This window comes from Gemella sp., assembly GCF_057272915.1.
In genome coordinates this window covers 79,464-96,681 of record NZ_DBHIUF010000008.1, presented here as the reverse complement: position 1 = coordinate 96,681, position 17,218 = coordinate 79,464, and the positions used below count along the sequence as shown (strand labels likewise).

The following is a 17,218-nucleotide window of genomic DNA, read 5'->3' as shown; positions in this document are numbered from 1 at the left end:
TTATAAATTTAAATACGGCTGATATTTATTATCAACCGTATTTATTATAGACCCAGATTTTTAAGGAATCATGATATCAAGTTACACTCAGTCTTTTTATTTTCCTATTATTTCAAACCTAGTCTTCTCACCGTAATATATAAGCAGTGAAGATAGTATTGATTTCAATTGTTCTAAATTATCTGTTTTTAAGTTAATTTCTGCCTTACCAGAGATTACATTAAAAGCATCACCGCTTTTTACAGAGATTATCTCTATATTTTTATATTTTGTAGTTTTTCTTACAAATTCCCCAGCGATAACTGTTGTATCGATGGCTTCATGAGGTTCAGCTCCGTGTCCACCTTTACCAAAAATATTAACTAAATATGTATGCATATCTATTGTTCCTCCTTAAGATTTTTAATTACATTAGCGGAATCAAAGGCTAGTGTTAAGAATATTGAAGCTGTTTGTTTCATAACTTCTTCTTCGAAATCAAAATTTGGGTGGTGGTGTGGATATTTAGCGAATGTTGAATTCCCTGCACCAATTAGGAAAAAAGCACCAGGAACTTCTTCAACATAATATGCAAAATCTTCACCGATCATTAACGGTTCAATTTCCATTTGTTTAATTTCTGGAAGAATCTTAGAAGTTGCTTTTTGTATTTCTATTGTTCCTTCTTTGTGATTTATAAGTGGTGGATAACCTCCGTAATAAATAAATTCTATATTAGTACCAGGATATTCATTTTCTAAAGCTTCACATAGGTTTTGAAGTTTATTTAATACCATTTTATGAAGTTCTTTATTGAAATGTCTAATAGTTCCAGTAATACTAGCTTCTTCAATAGAACTTTCTAATTTTCCTAAGGTGATAACAAGTGTTTCTCTTGGTTTAGCAAATCGTGAAACTATTTGTTGAGTCATACTAACAAACTCTGCAGCAATAGTATTTGCATTTTCCTTAGTGTTGATTTTCACTTCGAATCTATCTGCAGCTGCACACAGTTCACTGTAACTATAGCCTAATGTTCCAAGTGGAAGTGGTGTCCAAAGATGGGCACCGAATATTGCATCGACTCCTTGTAAGCAACCAGCATCTATCATAGGTTTTGCTCCACCTGGAGCTTGTTCTTCTCCGTATTGGAAAACTGCAACAACATCATGTGGTAGTTCTTTTTGATTATCCATTAATACTTTACACGTTGCAAGTAAAGCAGTAGTATGACCATCATGTCCACAAGCATGCATTGCATTGGGGATTGTAGAATTGTAAGGAGTATCCTTTGCATCATTTATAGGTAGAGCATCAAAGTCTGCTCGAAAAGCGATTGTTTTTGAAGAATCTTGTCCTTTTATTCTTGCAACTACACCATTTAATCCGACGTTTGTTTTAATATTAGTAATTCCAATTTTTTCTAAATATTCTTTAATGAATCTCGCTGTATTTTTTTCGTTAAATGAAACTTCAGGATGCATATGCATATAGCGGCGAAGTTCAATCATTTCTGGATAAAATTTATCAAGTTCATTTTGTATAATTTGTTCAATCATAAAAACCTCCAGATTACTTTTTTAATTATAAATACAATTATAGCATAAATATTTTAATAAATAGAGAATAGTTCAAGAAAATGTTTTCAATTGTTTTTTATTTTTGATATAATATGAGTAAAATAGACACTAGTAAAACTCAATTCGGGGGTGGGAACATGGATACATTAGATTAATAGAGAGATTTTATTAAAAAGGAGTTAGTGTATGCAAATATTAAATATTAAAAACATAGAGTTTGAAAAACAAGGGAAGATATTATTCAAAATTGAAAAATTGAGTATAAATACTGGTGATATTATTGGTTTAATAGGGAAAAATGGTTCAGGGAAGACAACTCTGTTAAAATATATAGATGACTCTCTTAAAGATGAAAATAACATTTCATCAGAGTTTTTAGAATTTGGAGAAAATTCTCTTCTTAAAAAGAGTGGAGGGGAAGTTGTTGTAAACAAGATTAGAGGTAGTTTATTATCAAATGTTGAACTATATTTACTAGATGAACCATCAACATACTTAGATTATAATAATGCTAGCAAAATAGCTAATCTTATAAAAAGAACTCCAGCAACTTTTTGTATAGCAAGTCACGATAGAAATTTTCTAAATAATGTTTGTACTAAGTTATGGATAATCGAAAATAATACTGTGAGAGAATTTAATGGGAATTATCATGAGTACAAATTTCAAGAAGAAATTGAAACTGCTGAGTATGAAGCTGAACTGCAAAAGTACAATAAAGAGGTTAAGAAGATAAAGAAAAGCATCCAAGAGATGAAAGAGGAACAGGGGAAAAAATCTGGAAAGCCAAAGAACATGAGTGGATCAGATTATAGAATTATAAGTGTAAAAAATAAAATTTCAAAAAATGAAAAGAGATTACAGAAAAAAATATCAAGACAAGAAGATAAGTTGCAGGCTAATATTAAACCTAAGCCGTTAAAAGATAAGTATGATATTGAATTTTTAGAGATATTTAAGGAAACTCATAACAAGAGTTTTTGTATTGACGCGAAAAGCTGTGAAATAGATGGGAAGTTTCTCTGGTCATCACCTGGTTTTACTTTTTCTAGTGGTGATAACATTTTAATTAAAGGAAAAAATGGTTCAGGGAAAACTACTTTTCTAAAATATGTGAAAGAATCTATTCCTTGTTCTTTGCAAGTAGCATATTTTGAACAAAATAACTTCGATATTTTTAAAGAAGAAAAAACATTGTTTGAATTTGTGAAAGAATCTACTATACTAGATGATATAGAACTTAGAAATATACTAGCTTTACTAAATTTTAGAGGAGATGATATCAATAAGAAGATATCAGTTTTAAGCAAAGGGGAGAAAGTTAAACTTTATTTTGTAAGTTTACTTTTTAGAAAAACAGATGTACTGTTATTAGATGAGATAACTAACTTCTTAGATGTTGTTGCGATAGAAGCGGTAGAGAAGATATTAAATAAATATCCTGGTATACTAATTATGGTCAGTCACGATATGGAATTTATCGATAATGTTGCAACTAAGGTTATAAATATTACGAATAAAGAAGTACTGAAATTCGAATAAATTAGAAGTTAATAAGAATATTTAGGAGGATAATTATGATAAAAATTATTATAGCTGTATTCTTAATATTAGGTTTTATTTCAGCTGCGGTTGCTAGTGCAAGATGGAAAGAAAAGGATGAGAATGAATAAATATAGTAAAAAGGCATTGATTAGTTATTAAGGAGAAATTTCACTGATGGGACTAATTCAGAAGTACAAAGTAAAGAATATAAATAATCGCCTAAATTCTTAACAATCGCCTAAAACTATGGTATATTTAGGTGAAAAACAAAGGGTTTGACTCAAAATTTTTATGAGAATTCATAGACGTAGTGGTTTATTGATATCAACTATGTTTTATAAAAGCTTCTAAGATTCCTAATAAACTTTGCGAGGGTGACTCAATAAAATCGATTTCTTCAAAATAACGATTTTTGGGTCACTCCTTTTTTATTTGAACTGGAATTTACTTTGGGAATTAAAAACTACATAAAATTCAAGAGAAATGAGAAAATGCAATTGACAAAATGTCAGTTGAGTGTTATCCTTTAAATAGGAGGTATAAAATGCGAGATGTAAAAGAACCGGAAATACGACGTGCCGAAATTATGGATGCTGCAATGCTACTATTTATAGAGCAAGGGTATACTAATACAACAACTCAGGATATTGTTGACAAAGTAAATATATCAAGAGGCTTGCTGTACTATCACTTTAAGAATAAAGAAGATATCTTATATTGTCTTGTGGAACAATATTCAGATAAATTATTGAAAGATATTCATGTTATTGTCTATGATGAAGATAAAACCGCCATTGAAAAAATTAGAGCTTTTATAGATGCCACAATTATATCTTCGGAAAATATTTCGGCAGAGGGATCAGCGTTACAAAAAACAGTTGATCTTGAAGAAAATCGATATATGATAGATAAGTTATCCCATAAGATTATTGAAAAACTGACAATATATTTTGAAAGAATAATAAACCAAGGAATATCAGAAAAAACACTTTTTGTAAAATATCCGTCTGAAACAGCGGAATTTCTTATGACAGCTTATGTTTTTGTTTCAAATAACATAAGTATAAGATATTCAAAAAAAGAGTCTGTCAATGAGTATTTAAACGCATTTAAGATAATGCTTGAACAAAGCTTAAATGCAAAAAAACTCTTTAACAATTGAAAAAGAATAGAATGTTTGTAAAAATAATAATGTTCCGATAGCTAATGCTAAAAAAGCTATCGGTATTATTTCAAAGAATAACTGACAAATTGTCAATCAAATTGTCAATGGAGGTAAAAGTATGTTAGAGATAAATAATTTTAGTAAATTTTATGGAGACAAAAAAATTGTTGATAACCTATCCATTTCAGCACAGTCTGGAGATATTTATGGATTCATTGGTGCAAATGGAGCCGGAAAGACTACAACAATAAAAGCAGTAGTTGGGATTCATGATTTTGAGAATGGAAGTATAACGATTGATGGGCATTCCATTAAAGAGGAGCCTGTTATTTGTAAAAAAATGATGGCATACATTCCGGATAATCCAGACTTATATGAACATATGACGGGATTTCAGTACATCAATTTTATTGCAGATTTATTTGAAATTTCTACTGAAATACGCAGAGAAAGAATTCAAAAATATAGTGATTTATTTGAAATGACTAATCATCTTTCGGGGATGATATCTTCGTATTCACATGGTATGAAGCAACGAACAGCGATTATTTCTGCACTGGTTCATTCTCCAAAGTTACTAATTTTAGATGAACCTTTTGTAGGACTTGATCCAAAAGCAGCTTTTCTACTAAAGAAAGTAATGCACGAATGCGTGTCAGATGGAGGAGCTATTTTCTTCTCAACACATGTTTTGGATGTTGCAGAAAAATTATGTAATAAAATTGCAATTATAAAAAATGGAAAGTTAATCGCAAGCGGAAATATAGAAGAAGTCAAAGGTAATAAAACTTTGGAAACTTTTTTCATGGAGGTACAAGATAATGAGCAAAATTTGGATACTAATTAGAGCCCAATTGATAAATTTTTTTCCAATCAACGAAATTAGAGAGCCGAGAAATAAAAAGAAAAGCTCTGTTGTTATTGCAAGTTTTGGAATAATAACTCTTGCTATATTTTTCTGTGTCTATAATTTTATGACAGCCAAAACACTGGTACAAGTTGGACAGCAGGAATTGATACCGGCTTATATGGTTGCGGTATCAAGTTTTTCAATATTATTTTTGACAATATTTTATTCTAATGGAATTTTATTTGGTAGTCGTGATATAGAAACGCTTTTATCGCTACCCTTAAAAAGCTCAGACATTATAAGTAGCAAGTTTATATTTATGTATTTATTGAACTTTTTAATAGGATTCATATTTATGCTTCCGGGGGGCATTGTTTGGGTATTAAACGGAAGCTTAAATGTATTACAGATTATATTGTATTTTATCTCCATGATTTTTGTTCCATTGATACCTATGTGCATAGCAGCATGTATGGGAATGATTGTTGTTGCTGTTTCATCTTATTTTAAGAGGAAAAATGTTATTGCTCTAATCTTTTCATTTGCAATGATAGGCATAATTGGATATATTGCAGTGTCAGCTATGAAATCAGGTAATGAAGACAGCATTGGAATCATGCTTTCTAAGCAAATTACAGGACTGTATCCAATATCCGGGTTATTCGTGCAACACACAAATTTTACAATGTATATTGGAATGGGATTATTTATTGCGTTTTCAACATCAGTTTTTTATATATTTGTAAAAATTGTTGCGATGAAGTATGGATTGCTTAATACTCTTGCTAAAACAACATCAAGATATTCTGATAACAAAAAATCTTATAATAGAAAATCGATATTTCTTGCCTTGTATAAAAAAGAAATGGGACGCTTTTTAAGCTCGTATATGGCGGTCTTGAATGCAGGACTCGGTGTAATACTTTTATGTGTTTTTAGTATATTTTTGCTTTTTAATTCTATAGAACAAATAGGAGAGTCTTCAGGAATAGAAAATATAAATGAATATCTCTCAAATTTTGCTCCATTATTTATTGCATCTATGCTCTCGCTCAGTTGCCCGGCAGCTTCAGCGATATCTTTAGAAGGAAAAAACATTTGGATTTTGCAAAGCTCTCCTGTTAAGGTAAAAATGATCTTAAATTCCAAGATAGCTGTAAACCTTACACTTCATTTGATTGGGTATATGATTTCCATATTTGCATTTACGTTAAAACTTGATATGAACTTTATTCAAGTTATTAACCTAATAATTGTTCCTATATGCTATTCGATCTTTATAACAGTCATAGGAATTTCCCTAAATAAAAAGTATCCAAATTATGAATGGGAAAGCGAGATGATGGTTGTAAAGCAGAGCATGCCTGTTATTGTGTCTGGACTTATTGGGATAATTGCACTCATTACACCAATTCTTCTTAATTGGTTTTTAAATCTTTCGATAACACCAGTTTTGCAGATAATATCAGTTACTTTACTTGTTATTTCAAGCGAAGTTTATATAAAAGTTAGCAAGTTAAATTTTATTTAGTTCAAGGAGGGAAAATGGTATGAAAGATGGACTGTTAAAAGATATCTTGGTGTTGATATTAATGATTGTTGTAATATTTATTATTTGCATATTTCTCCCGGAGGAAATTCCTGTTCATTTCAATGCAAAAGGAACCCCTGATATGTTTGCTAATAAATATTATCTTCTGTTTGCTACGGTTATTCCGTATTCTGCTTATTGGAAATTTATACGAGGAAGGAAAAATAAAAAGGTTAAGTGAATATGTATCCATATTTACAAATAGCATCTGTGATAAGAGCAACTGTTTTAAGAGGTAAGTATGTACCGGGGCAACAGATGCATCCCATAAGGACTTTAGCATAGAGGGAAGAATGTAATCCTGCAACCGTCCAAAAAGCATTAAAAATTCTTGAGAAACAGGGGTTGATTGTTAGTCTTGGAAGTAAAGAATTTTTTGTTATTGAAAGTGGGAAGAAAATAATTGAGTTAAGAAATCAGAATTTTAACAGGCTAACAAAAATATTGTTTGAAAAACTATATGCCTTAGGATTTTCGGATTCTGAGATTATCAAACTATTTGATAGAATAGAAACTTAAAAAATGAATAAAAATCAATTATGTGTGAAGAAGATAAAGATACTGACTATTTAGATTATTGATAAAATGGAGGAAAAGAATATGGAAGAATCTAAATATCTAATGTTAGAAATACCAAAGAAACAAAATATTCCTCTTTTATATAGTCTCTATAGTAGGTTATTGTTTCAGATGCAAGCTGAAATACGCAAGTGTAGATAAAGAAGTATTCTTATTCTTCCGTTTTAGAGGACTTCGTATGCCTAAGTGTAGAAGTCCTTCTTTTTTTCCTGAAAAACAGTCGATCAAAAGAAACGGAGGACTTCAAAATGAAAAAAGAATCTTATCTATATGTAGGCGGACAAAAAGTCAAAGTCAGTGAGGATATATACAAAGCCTACTGGTGGGAAAGAGAACATGAAAGTATTTAGAGCAGGTGGACAGGAAAAACCACTTGCTCTTTTTTTCGTCCTTGGATCAGGATGGGCATTTTGTAGATAATATCATTGATGAAAGTGTTGATGTCGAAAAGATTGTGGAAACATAGATGATGATTGAAACCGTCAGAAATGCTATATCACAGGAAATCACACCATCTCTCAGTATAAAACTAATTTTATGAAGTATAAAGATAGAATTAAGATTTTTAAAAACTGGAGCTCGTTTAACATTATAAAGAGAATTTAAAATAACGTAATAAAGTTAGACAAATATCTTTTCATGATTACTTAGTCTCAACTTAAGTTCCAGTTTAAAAAATAGTTTTAGGTTAAATTCCAGTTTTTTATTTGAACTGGAATTTACTTTGGGAATTAACACATCATTCACACAGCTCTAATAATCTATCATACATTTGACAAATCTCTTATTATGGTATATAATATTGATAATTTGAATAACACATCTTTAATGTGATCCAGAGAGGTCAGCAAAGATTTATTTATTGGAAAACCAAGTTTATTTATGCTGTCCTGCTCAATAGAGTAGGCTATTTTTTTGAGGTGAAGTATGAAAAAACGAATTCTTTTCGACGAAACAATGATTTCTAGAATGATTACTAGAATTGCTAATGAAATTATCGAACAAAATAAATTAGATGATATAGTTTTAGTAGGTATTCAAACTAGAGGAATTCATATCGCCAAAAGATTAAAACAAAAAATCAAAGAAATTGAAAATACTAATATTCCAGTAGAAACACTTGATATAAAATTTTATCGTGATGATTTAGAAAAAATAAGTGAAGAACCTGAAATAAAAGTTCCACGTTTTAAACTTGATTTGACAAACAAAGTTGTAATTATTGTAGATGATGTTCTTTATACAGGAAGAACGGTAAGAGCAGCGATAGATGCTATTATGGATGCAAGTCGTCCAAAAGCAATTCGACTTGCAATTCTTGTAGATAGGGGACATAGAGAACTGCCAATTAGAGCAGATCATATTGGAAAAAATATTCCTACTTCAAGAAAAGAAAATGTACAAGTTCATTTAAATGAAGTAGATGATGTTGAAGAAATATTATTAATTTAAATATAAAATCTTTTTAAGGTAGTCCAGAGAGGCTAACAAGGGATTGAATTTAAAGTTTATACTTTATTTGAGGATAGCTATATTTAAGTATAACTATGCCCAGATAATAACTTGAATTTAATAGTTGATGAACAGTCATACCTTGTAGCCAAACGGATACAAGGTATTTTTTTATACAAAATGGAGGAAGCACTATGAGAAATATAGTAAAAATGTCAGACTTAACAAATGAAGAAGTTTATCAGCTGATAGAAAGAGCTTTAGAGTTGAAAAATGGTAAGCAGGTAGAACCAAGAGAAGACCTATATGTAGCGAACCTATTTTTTGAAAACTCAACTAGAACGAAACATAGTTTTGAGGTAGCTGAACATAAACATAGATTAAATGTTATAAACTTCGAGGCTTCAACTTCGTCAGTAAATAAAGGTGAAACTTTATACGATACTTGTAAAACACTAGAAATGTTAGGTTGCAACATGTTGGTTATCAGACATGGTCAAGATGCTTACTACAATGAACTGACTAATTTAAATATTCCGATTTTAAGCGGAGGAGATGGTAGTGGCGAACATCCAAGTCAATGTTTACTTGATTTAATGACAATGTATGAGAAATTCGGAACATTCGAAAATCTTAATGTAATCATTGCAGGAGATATTAAAAATTCTCGAGTAGCAAGAAGTAATTACAACATGCTTACGAGATTAGGAGCAAGAGTAAGATTTGTTTGTCCTGATATTTTCAAAGACGAGACACTTGGAGAAGTAGTAGACTTTGATAAAGTAGTTGGAGAAGTTGATGTTTGTATGTTGTTAAGAGTTCAACATGAAAGGCATGACTCTAAGATGGGACTAAGTAAAGATGAATACCATAATAACTTTGGATTAACTAAAGAGCGCTATGAAAGATTAAAAGAATCTGCAATAGTGATGCATCCAGCACCTGTTAATAGAGATATGGAAATAGCTTCGGAACTAGTGGAAGCATCTAAATCAGTAATCTTTGAACAGATGAAAAATGGAATGTTCATGAGACAGGCAATGATAGAAAAAATAATTAAAGATAATAACTTATAAAGAGGAGAAGCATATGTTACTTTTAAAAAACGGTAAAATTTTAGAAAATGGTGTATTAGTAGAAAGAGATATTTTAGTTGATGATAAAAAAATCGTAAAAATCTCTGAGAACATCGAAGAGAGTGGAGCTAAGGTATTAGACTTAGAAGGGAAATTCGTTTCACCAGGATTTATAGATGTTCACGTACACTGGAGAGAGCCAGGATTTGAATATAAAGAAAACATTTATCATGCTTCAAGAGCGGCAGCACGTGGTGGTTTTACTACAGCAATGCCAATGCCGAACTTAAATCCGGTACCAGATTGTTATGAAAATTTAAAATTACAATTAGACATTATTGAACGTGATTCGGTAATCAGAGCGATTCCTTTTGGAGCTATAACAAAAGGTGAAGAAGGAAAAGAATATGCTGATTTTGAAGAATTAGCCGAGCATGTGTTCGCCTTCAGTGATGATGGTAGAGGGGTACAAGATGCTAATATGATGTATGAATCAATGATGGTTGCTGCTAAATTAAATAAAGCAATTGTAGCTCACTGTGAAGATAACTCATTAATCCGCGGTGGATGTATGCACTGTGGACGTAGAAGTCGTGAATTAGACTTACCAGGAATTCCTTCAGTATGTGAGAGTGTTCAGATTGCACGTGATGTTCTTTTAGCTGAAGCAGCAGGATGTCACTACCATGTTTGTCACGTATCTACTAAAGAATCAGTTAGGGTAGTAAGAGAAGCAAAGGCAGCAGGAATCAAAGTAACTTGTGAAGTATGTCCTCACCACCTAATAAGTGATGAAATGGATATTCCAGAAGATAACGGAATGTGGAAGATGAACCCACCACTAAGAGCACGTGAAGATAGAAATGCTCTTATCGCAGGTCTATTAGATGGAACAATTGATGTAATAGCAACAGACCACGCACCACATGCTACTCATGAGAAAGACTTATCGATGAGAAAAGCTGCATTTGGAATTGTTGGAAGTGAAACAGCATTCAGCCAACTTTATACGAAGTTTGTAAAAACAGGAGTATTCTCACTAGACTTACTAGTTAAGCTAATGACTGAAAAAGTCGCAGATACTTTCGATTTACCATATGGACGTTTAGAAGAAGGTTGTTTTGCAGACTTAGTAGTAATCGACTTAGAAAAATCATTGAAAATTGATCCAGAAAAATTCTTATCAAAAGGTAGAAACACACCTTATGTTGGAGAAGAAATATACGGAATACCAGTATTAACACTATGTGAAGGTCAAGTTGCATACAAAGATAGCGAAGTATTTGAAGTTTAAAAAATAAAAAACTTAGAAAGAGAGAACAAAGATGTACAGTTACGATAGACAACTAATTTTAGAAGATGGAACAGTATATAAAGGATATGGATTCGGTGCTAACAAAGCACTAGCAGGAGAGGTAGTATTTAACACAGGTATGACGGGTTATCAAGAAACACTATCAGATCCATCATACAATGGACAAATAGTAACATTCACTTATCCATTAATCGGAAACTACGGAATCAACAGAGATGACTTCGAGACAATTAATCCTAGTATTAAAGGACTTATTGTTAGAGAAGTTTGTAAAAAACCATCTAACTTTAGAACAGAATACAGTTTAGATGAGGTATTAAAAGAACTTAATATCCCAGGTATATCAGGAATTGATACACGTAGTTTAACAAGAAAAATAAGAGAACACGGTACAATCAAAGGAATAATTACTGACCTTTGTATGGATCCAGAAGAACAATTAGAAAATCTTAGAAAAACTGACTTACCAACGAACCAAATTGAACAAGTTTCAACGCAAAAAGCTTTCTTATCTTCAGGAAATGGATATAGAGTGGTACTAGTAGACTTCGGTATGAAATCAGGAATACTTAGAGAATTAAATGAACGTAATTGTGATATCGTTGTTGTACCTCACAATGTAACTGCTGCGGAAATCTTCAGACTTAATCCAGATGGAATTATGTTAAGTAATGGACCTGGAGATCCAGAAGATGTACCAGAAACAATCGAGATGCTTAAAGAAGTTATGTCGAAAATTCCTATTTTTGGAATTTGTATGGGGCACCAACTTATTTCATTAGCATGTGGAGCGAAAACATATAAACTTAAATTTGGACACCGTGGAGCTAACCATCCAGTTAAAAACTTAATAACTGGAAAAGTTGATATTACTTCACAAAACCATGGTTTCAGTGTTGATATCGAATCATTAAAAGATACAGATTTAGAGCTTACACACCTATCAGTAAATGATAAAACATGTGAAGGAGTACGTCATAAAAAATACCCAGTATTTTCAGTACAATATCACCCAGAAGCATCACCAGGACCACACGATCCTAACTACTTATTCGATCAGTTTATAGATAATATGAGAGAATTTAAAGAAAATAAATAGGAAGTAACCTGAGAAATTATAGAGTATCGATGCAAAATTAAGGAGAATAAAAATGCCAAAACGTAATGATATAAAAACAATACTAGTGATAGGATCTGGACCAATTACAATAGGTCAAGCAGCAGAGTTTGACTATGCTGGGACTCAAGCGTGTCTGTCTTTAAGAGAAGAAGGGTATGAAGTTATCTTAGTTAACTCTAACCCAGCGACAATAATGACAGATAAAGAAATTGCAGATAAAGTTTATATGGAACCTTTAACTCTTGAGTTTGTAAGTAAAATTATCAGAAAAGAAAGACCTGATGCATTACTTCCAACATTAGGGGGACAAGTGGGGCTTAACCTTGCGGTAGAGCTGCACAAAAGTGGAATCTTAGATAAATATGGAGTTGAATTACTAGGAACGAAATTAAGTTCAATCGAACAAGCAGAGGATAGAGAATTATTCCGTGATCTTATGAATGAACTTAATGAACCAGTTCCAGAATCAGCGATTATTACAACTTTAGATGAAGCGAGAGAATTTGTTGCTGAAATAGGATATCCAGTAATTGTTCGTCCTGCCTTCACTATGGGAGGAACAGGTGGTGGTATCTGTTACGATGAGAAAGATTTAGAAGAAATCGTAAGTAGTGGATTACACTATTCACCAGTTACTCAATGTTTATTAGAAAAATCTATCGCAGGATTTAAAGAAATTGAATACGAAGTAATGCGTGACTCTAACGATACAGCGATTGTTGTATGTAACATGGAAAACATTGATCCTGTTGGAATACACACTGGGGATTCAGTAGTAGTAGCACCTTCTCAAACATTAACAGACAGAGAGTACCACATGCTACGTAATGTATCATTAAAAATTATTAGAGCTTTAAAAATTGAAGGTGGATGTAACGTACAACTTGCACTTGATCCAAATTCATTCAAATACTATATTATCGAAGTTAACCCAAGGGTATCACGTTCATCAGCTTTAGCATCAAAAGCTACAGGATATCCGATTGCGAAAATTGCAGCGAAAATTGCTGTAGGATTAACTCTTGATGAAATTATAAACCCAGTTACACAAAACTCATATGCTTGTTTCGAGCCAACACTTGACTACGTAGTAAGTAAAATTCCACGTTTCCCATTTGATAAATTTGAGAATGCGGATAGAAAATTAGGAACACAAATGAAAGCTACTGGTGAAGTAATGGCGATGGGTAGAACTTATGAAGAAAGTTTACTAAAAGCTATCCGTTCATTAGAATATGGTGTGCACCACCTTGGACTACCTAATGGAGATGATTTCACATTAGAAGAAATTATTGACAAGATTAAACAAGCCGGAGATGAAAGATTATTCTTTATCGGAGAAGCTTTAAGACGTGGACAAAGTACAAAAGATATTCACGATATTACAAAAATTGACATGTTCTTCCTAGAGAAAATGCAAAATATCATTGATATCGAACATGAGTTAAAAGACAATGTTGGAAATGTAGATTTACTAGAATATGCTAAAAAATACGGATTCTCTGATAAGGTAATTGCCCACAGATGGGGAGTGACAGAAGATGATATCTACAACCTTCGTCAAGAAAATAAAATAACTCCTGTATTCAAAATGGTTGATACATGTGCAGCTGAGTTTGTTTCAGAAACTCCATATTTCTACTCAAGTTATGAACAAGAACAAGAATCAATAGTTAGCGATAAGAAAAAAATTGTTGTGTTAGGATCAGGTCCTATTAGAATTGGACAAGGGGTAGAGTTCGACTATGCTACAGTTCATGCGGTAATGGCGATTAAAGATGCAGGTTATGAAGCAATCATTGTTAATAACAACCCAGAAACAGTTTCTACGGACTTTACAATCTCTGATAAACTGTACTTCGAGCCATTAACTGAAGAAGATGTGATGGCGATAATTAATCATGAAAATCCACTAGGAGTTGTAGTTCAATTTGGTGGACAGACAGCGATTAACCTTGCAGCTAAATTAGAAAAACACGGTGTGAAAATTTTAGGTACTGCTTTAGAAGAAATCGATAATGCAGAAGATAGAGATAAATTTGAAGAATTATTACATAAACTAGACATTCCACAACCACTTGGAAAAACTGCATTCGATGTAGAAACAGCAGTTAAAAATGCAGAAGAAATTGGATACCCTGTATTAGTAAGACCATCATACGTACTAGGTGGACGAGCTATGGAAATAGTTTATGAAGAAGCTGAATTACGTCGTTATATGAAGACAGCTGTAAAACTTACACCAGAACACCCAGTACTAACTGACAGATATTTAGTAGGTCGTGAGATAGAAGTAGATGCTATTAGTGATGGAGAAACAGTAATTATTCCAGGTATTATGGAGCACATCGAAAGAGCAGGGGTTCACTCAGGGGACTCTATAGCAGTATATCCACCTCAAACACTGACAGAAGGTGAAAAAGCTAAGTTAATAGAATATACAATTAAATTAGCAAAAGGATTAAATATCGTTGGATTATTAAATATTCAATATGTAATAAGTAAAGGTGAAGTATTCGTACTAGAAGTTAACCCGCGAAGCTCAAGAACTGTACCATTCTTAAGTAAAATCACAGGAGTTCCGATGGCGAAACTTGCTGCTGGAGCAATTATTGGAGAAACACTTAAATCTAAAGGATATGAAACTGGATTATTACCAGAAGCACAGAATGTGTACACTAAAGTACCGGTATTTAGTTTCCAAAAACTAAAAGATGTTGATACTACTCTTGGACCTGAGATGAAATCAACTGGAGAAGTAATGGGAAGTGATAGAACTCTAGAAAAATCACTTTACAAAGGACTTCTTGCAGCGGGAATCAAAGTAAGTGATCAAGGAAATATCTTATTCACTATTAGTGATGATGATAAAGAAGAAGCATTAAATATAGCAAAACGATTCTTCGGCTTAGGATACAACCTATTAGCTACAGAAGGAACAGCTAAATACTTAGACGAACACGGATTAAGAGTTACTCCAGTAGGAAAAATTAATCAAAGTGATTACAGTGTACTTGATGCTATATATAATGGAGATGTGGATGTAGTAGTAAATACTACTTCAAAAGATAAAGATGTAACAAAAGACGGATTCAAGATTCGCCGTGTAGCGAGTGAACAAGAGGTTGTATGTTTAACATCATTAGATACAGCAGATGCGCTACTAAAAGTACTAGAATCAATATCATTTGATATATTACCACTATAAAATAAAAAATGATGAAGAAGGGGAAATTTTTTCCCTTCTTCTTAAAAAAAGGAGCATTTGGATGGATACTTATTTAGCAACAGTAATCAGTAATGAACAAGTAGCAGATAAAATATTTAGAATTGAACTACAAGGAGATGTAGTTAAAGAAATGAATACACCAGGACAATTCGTAAATATTAAAGTAAGTAATAGCTATGAGTTTTTATTAAGAAGACCAATTTCAATTTGTGAAATTAATAAAGAAAAAAATACATTTGTGATGGTCTACAGAGCAGATGGAGCAGGTACTAAAAAGATCTCAGAATTAGAAGCAGGTAATTTAGTAGACGTATTAGGACCATTAGGAAAAGGATATGATGTTTATACGCTAGAAGAAGGGCAAACTGCATTGTTAGTAGGTGGAGGAATTGGAGTTCCACCGTTATATGAACTGGCAAAGCAATTTAGAAAACAAGGGGTAAACACTGTACATATTTTAGGTTTTAATAATGTGAAAGATGTGTTTTATGAAGAAAAATTTGCAGAGCTTGGTACAACTTATGTTGCTACAGCTGATGGAAGTTATGGAGAAAAAGGTTTTGTTACTGATGTTATAAAAAATTATGAAGTTGACTATGATAAGTATTATAGTTGTGGTCCATTTGCTATGTTAAAAGCATTAACTAAGATGGATGAAGAAAAGATGGGATATATTTCTTTAGAAGAGAGAATGGCTTGTGGAGTTGGAGCATGTTATGCATGTGTTTGTGAAAAAATCGATGGTTCGATCTCACGTGTATGTTACGATGGACCTGTATACGATTCGAAAGAAATAGCATTATAGGAGGAATTTATGAGCGAAAGATTACGAGTAAAATTACCAGGATTAGATTTAAAGAATCCTGTAATGCCTGCATCAGGGTGCTTTGCATTTGGTTTAGAATATGCTAACTTTTATGATCTAAGTAAACTTGGCGCAATCATGATTAAGGCAGCGACTAAAGAACCACGTTTTGGAAATCCTACACCACGTGTTGCTGAAACTTCTAGTGGGATGCTAAATGCCATAGGATTACAAAATCCAGGAGTTCATGAAATATTAGAAACTAAACTAAAAGAACTAGAGAAATATGATGTCCCTATTATCGCTAACGTAGCGGGAAGTGAAATAGATGATTATGTCTATGTAGCGGAGCACATAAGCAAAGCACCGAATGTTCATGCATTAGAGTTAAATATATCTTGTCCTAATGTTAAGCATGGAGGAATTCAGTTCGGAACAGATCCTGAAACAGCAAAAAACTTAACTAAAAAAGTAAAAGAGGTATCTAGTGTACCTGTTTATGTGAAACTTTCACCTAACGTTACCGATATCGTAGCGATGGCAAAAGCTGTCGAAGAAGGAGGAGCTGATGGTATTACAATGATAAATACCTTAGTAGGTGTAAGGTTAGATAAAAAGACTGGGAAACCAATTATTGCGAATGTAACTGGTGGATTATCAGGACCAGCGGTGAAACCTGTGGCTATAAGAATGGTTTATCAGGTGAGTCAAGCTGTAAACATTCCTATTATAGGTATGGGAGGAATTATGGATGAGTGGGATGTAATCGACTTTATCTCTGCTGGAGCGAGTGCGGTAGCAGTAGGTACAGCGAACTTTGCAGATCCATATGCTTGTCCAAAAATTATCGATAAGTTAGAAGCGGCCCTTGATGAACTAGGTGTAGAACATATATTAGAACTTCGTGGTCGTGCATATAAATAAAAAGGAGA

At 32.5% G+C, this 17,218-nt stretch carries 14 protein-coding genes; 12 read left to right on the top strand and 2 right to left on the bottom strand.

What is annotated here, in order from left to right:
* Window positions 1-96 precede the first annotated feature (96 nt).
* Entirely contained in the window at window positions 97-378 is a 282-nt protein-coding gene (locus ACO6OL_RS05055; RefSeq protein WP_485502342.1) for a peptidase dimerization domain-containing protein, read from the bottom strand.
* 2 nt (window positions 379-380) lie between these two features.
* Entirely contained in the window at window positions 381-1,538 is a 1,158-nt protein-coding gene (locus ACO6OL_RS05050) for a M20 metallopeptidase family protein (RefSeq protein ID WP_485502341.1), read from the bottom strand.
* A 207-nt stretch (window positions 1,539-1,745) separates the two neighbouring features.
* On the opposite strand from ACO6OL_RS05050, the gene ACO6OL_RS05045 reads away from it, so the two are divergent.
* The 12 genes from ACO6OL_RS05045 to ACO6OL_RS04990 all read left to right on the top strand — a co-directional run bounded on the left by ACO6OL_RS05045 (window position 1,746) and on the right by ACO6OL_RS04990 (window position 17,210).
* A complete protein-coding gene (locus ACO6OL_RS05045; protein ID WP_485502340.1) occupies window positions 1,746-3,101 on the top strand; it encodes an ATP-binding cassette domain-containing protein in 1,356 nt (451 codons plus the stop codon).
* A 547-nt stretch (window positions 3,102-3,648) separates the two neighbouring features.
* Window positions 3,649-4,266: a TetR/AcrR family transcriptional regulator gene (locus ACO6OL_RS05040; protein WP_485502339.1), complete on the top strand. Its 618-nt coding sequence runs from the start codon at window positions 3,649-3,651 to the stop codon at window positions 4,264-4,266.
* Window positions 4,267-4,387: 121 nt separating this feature from the next.
* Complete coding sequence (locus ACO6OL_RS05035) at window positions 4,388-5,116, top strand: ABC transporter ATP-binding protein (RefSeq protein WP_485502338.1); 729 nt, start codon at window positions 4,388-4,390, stop codon at window positions 5,114-5,116.
* Entirely contained in the window at window positions 5,091-6,650 is a 1,560-nt protein-coding gene (locus ACO6OL_RS05030; protein WP_485502337.1) for a putative ABC transporter permease subunit, read from the top strand. Before ACO6OL_RS05035 ends, ACO6OL_RS05030 begins: the two co-directional genes overlap by 26 nt.
* A 19-nt stretch (window positions 6,651-6,669) precedes the next feature.
* Window positions 6,670-6,891, top strand: coding sequence for a DUF1648 domain-containing protein (locus ACO6OL_RS05025; RefSeq protein WP_485502336.1), 222 nt, complete (start codon window positions 6,670-6,672; stop codon window positions 6,889-6,891).
* A gap of 1,325 nt (window positions 6,892-8,216) precedes the next feature.
* Window positions 8,217-8,741, top strand: coding sequence for a bifunctional pyr operon transcriptional regulator/uracil phosphoribosyltransferase PyrR (pyrR, locus tag ACO6OL_RS05020; protein ID WP_204641508.1), 525 nt, complete (start codon window positions 8,217-8,219; stop codon window positions 8,739-8,741).
* Window positions 8,742-8,935: 194 nt separating this feature from the next.
* A complete protein-coding gene (locus ACO6OL_RS05015; RefSeq protein WP_485502335.1) occupies window positions 8,936-9,817 on the top strand; it encodes an aspartate carbamoyltransferase catalytic subunit in 882 nt (293 codons plus the stop codon).
* A 13-nt stretch (window positions 9,818-9,830) separates the two neighbouring features.
* The gene (locus ACO6OL_RS05010; RefSeq protein WP_485502334.1) at window positions 9,831-11,111 is read left to right on the top strand and encodes a dihydroorotase; all 1,281 of its coding nucleotides are present in this window, start codon (window positions 9,831-9,833) and stop codon (window positions 11,109-11,111) included.
* A 31-nt stretch (window positions 11,112-11,142) separates the two neighbouring features.
* Entirely contained in the window at window positions 11,143-12,231 is a 1,089-nt protein-coding gene (carA, locus tag ACO6OL_RS05005) for a glutamine-hydrolyzing carbamoyl-phosphate synthase small subunit (protein ID WP_485502333.1), read from the top strand.
* A 52-nt stretch (window positions 12,232-12,283) separates the two neighbouring features.
* Window positions 12,284-15,460, top strand: a complete 3,177-nt coding sequence (carB, locus tag ACO6OL_RS05000) for a carbamoyl-phosphate synthase large subunit (RefSeq protein WP_485502332.1) — start codon at window positions 12,284-12,286, stop codon at window positions 15,458-15,460.
* A gap of 61 nt (window positions 15,461-15,521) precedes the next feature.
* Window positions 15,522-16,286, top strand: coding sequence for a dihydroorotate dehydrogenase electron transfer subunit (locus ACO6OL_RS04995; RefSeq protein WP_060914134.1), 765 nt, complete (start codon window positions 15,522-15,524; stop codon window positions 16,284-16,286).
* Between the two features lie 9 nt (window positions 16,287-16,295).
* Window positions 16,296-17,210 carry a dihydroorotate dehydrogenase gene (locus ACO6OL_RS04990; protein ID WP_485502331.1) on the top strand — a complete coding sequence of 305 codons (915 nt, stop codon included), beginning with the start codon at window positions 16,296-16,298 and terminating at the stop codon, window positions 17,208-17,210.
* The last annotated feature ends 8 nt before the right edge of the window (window positions 17,211-17,218 follow it).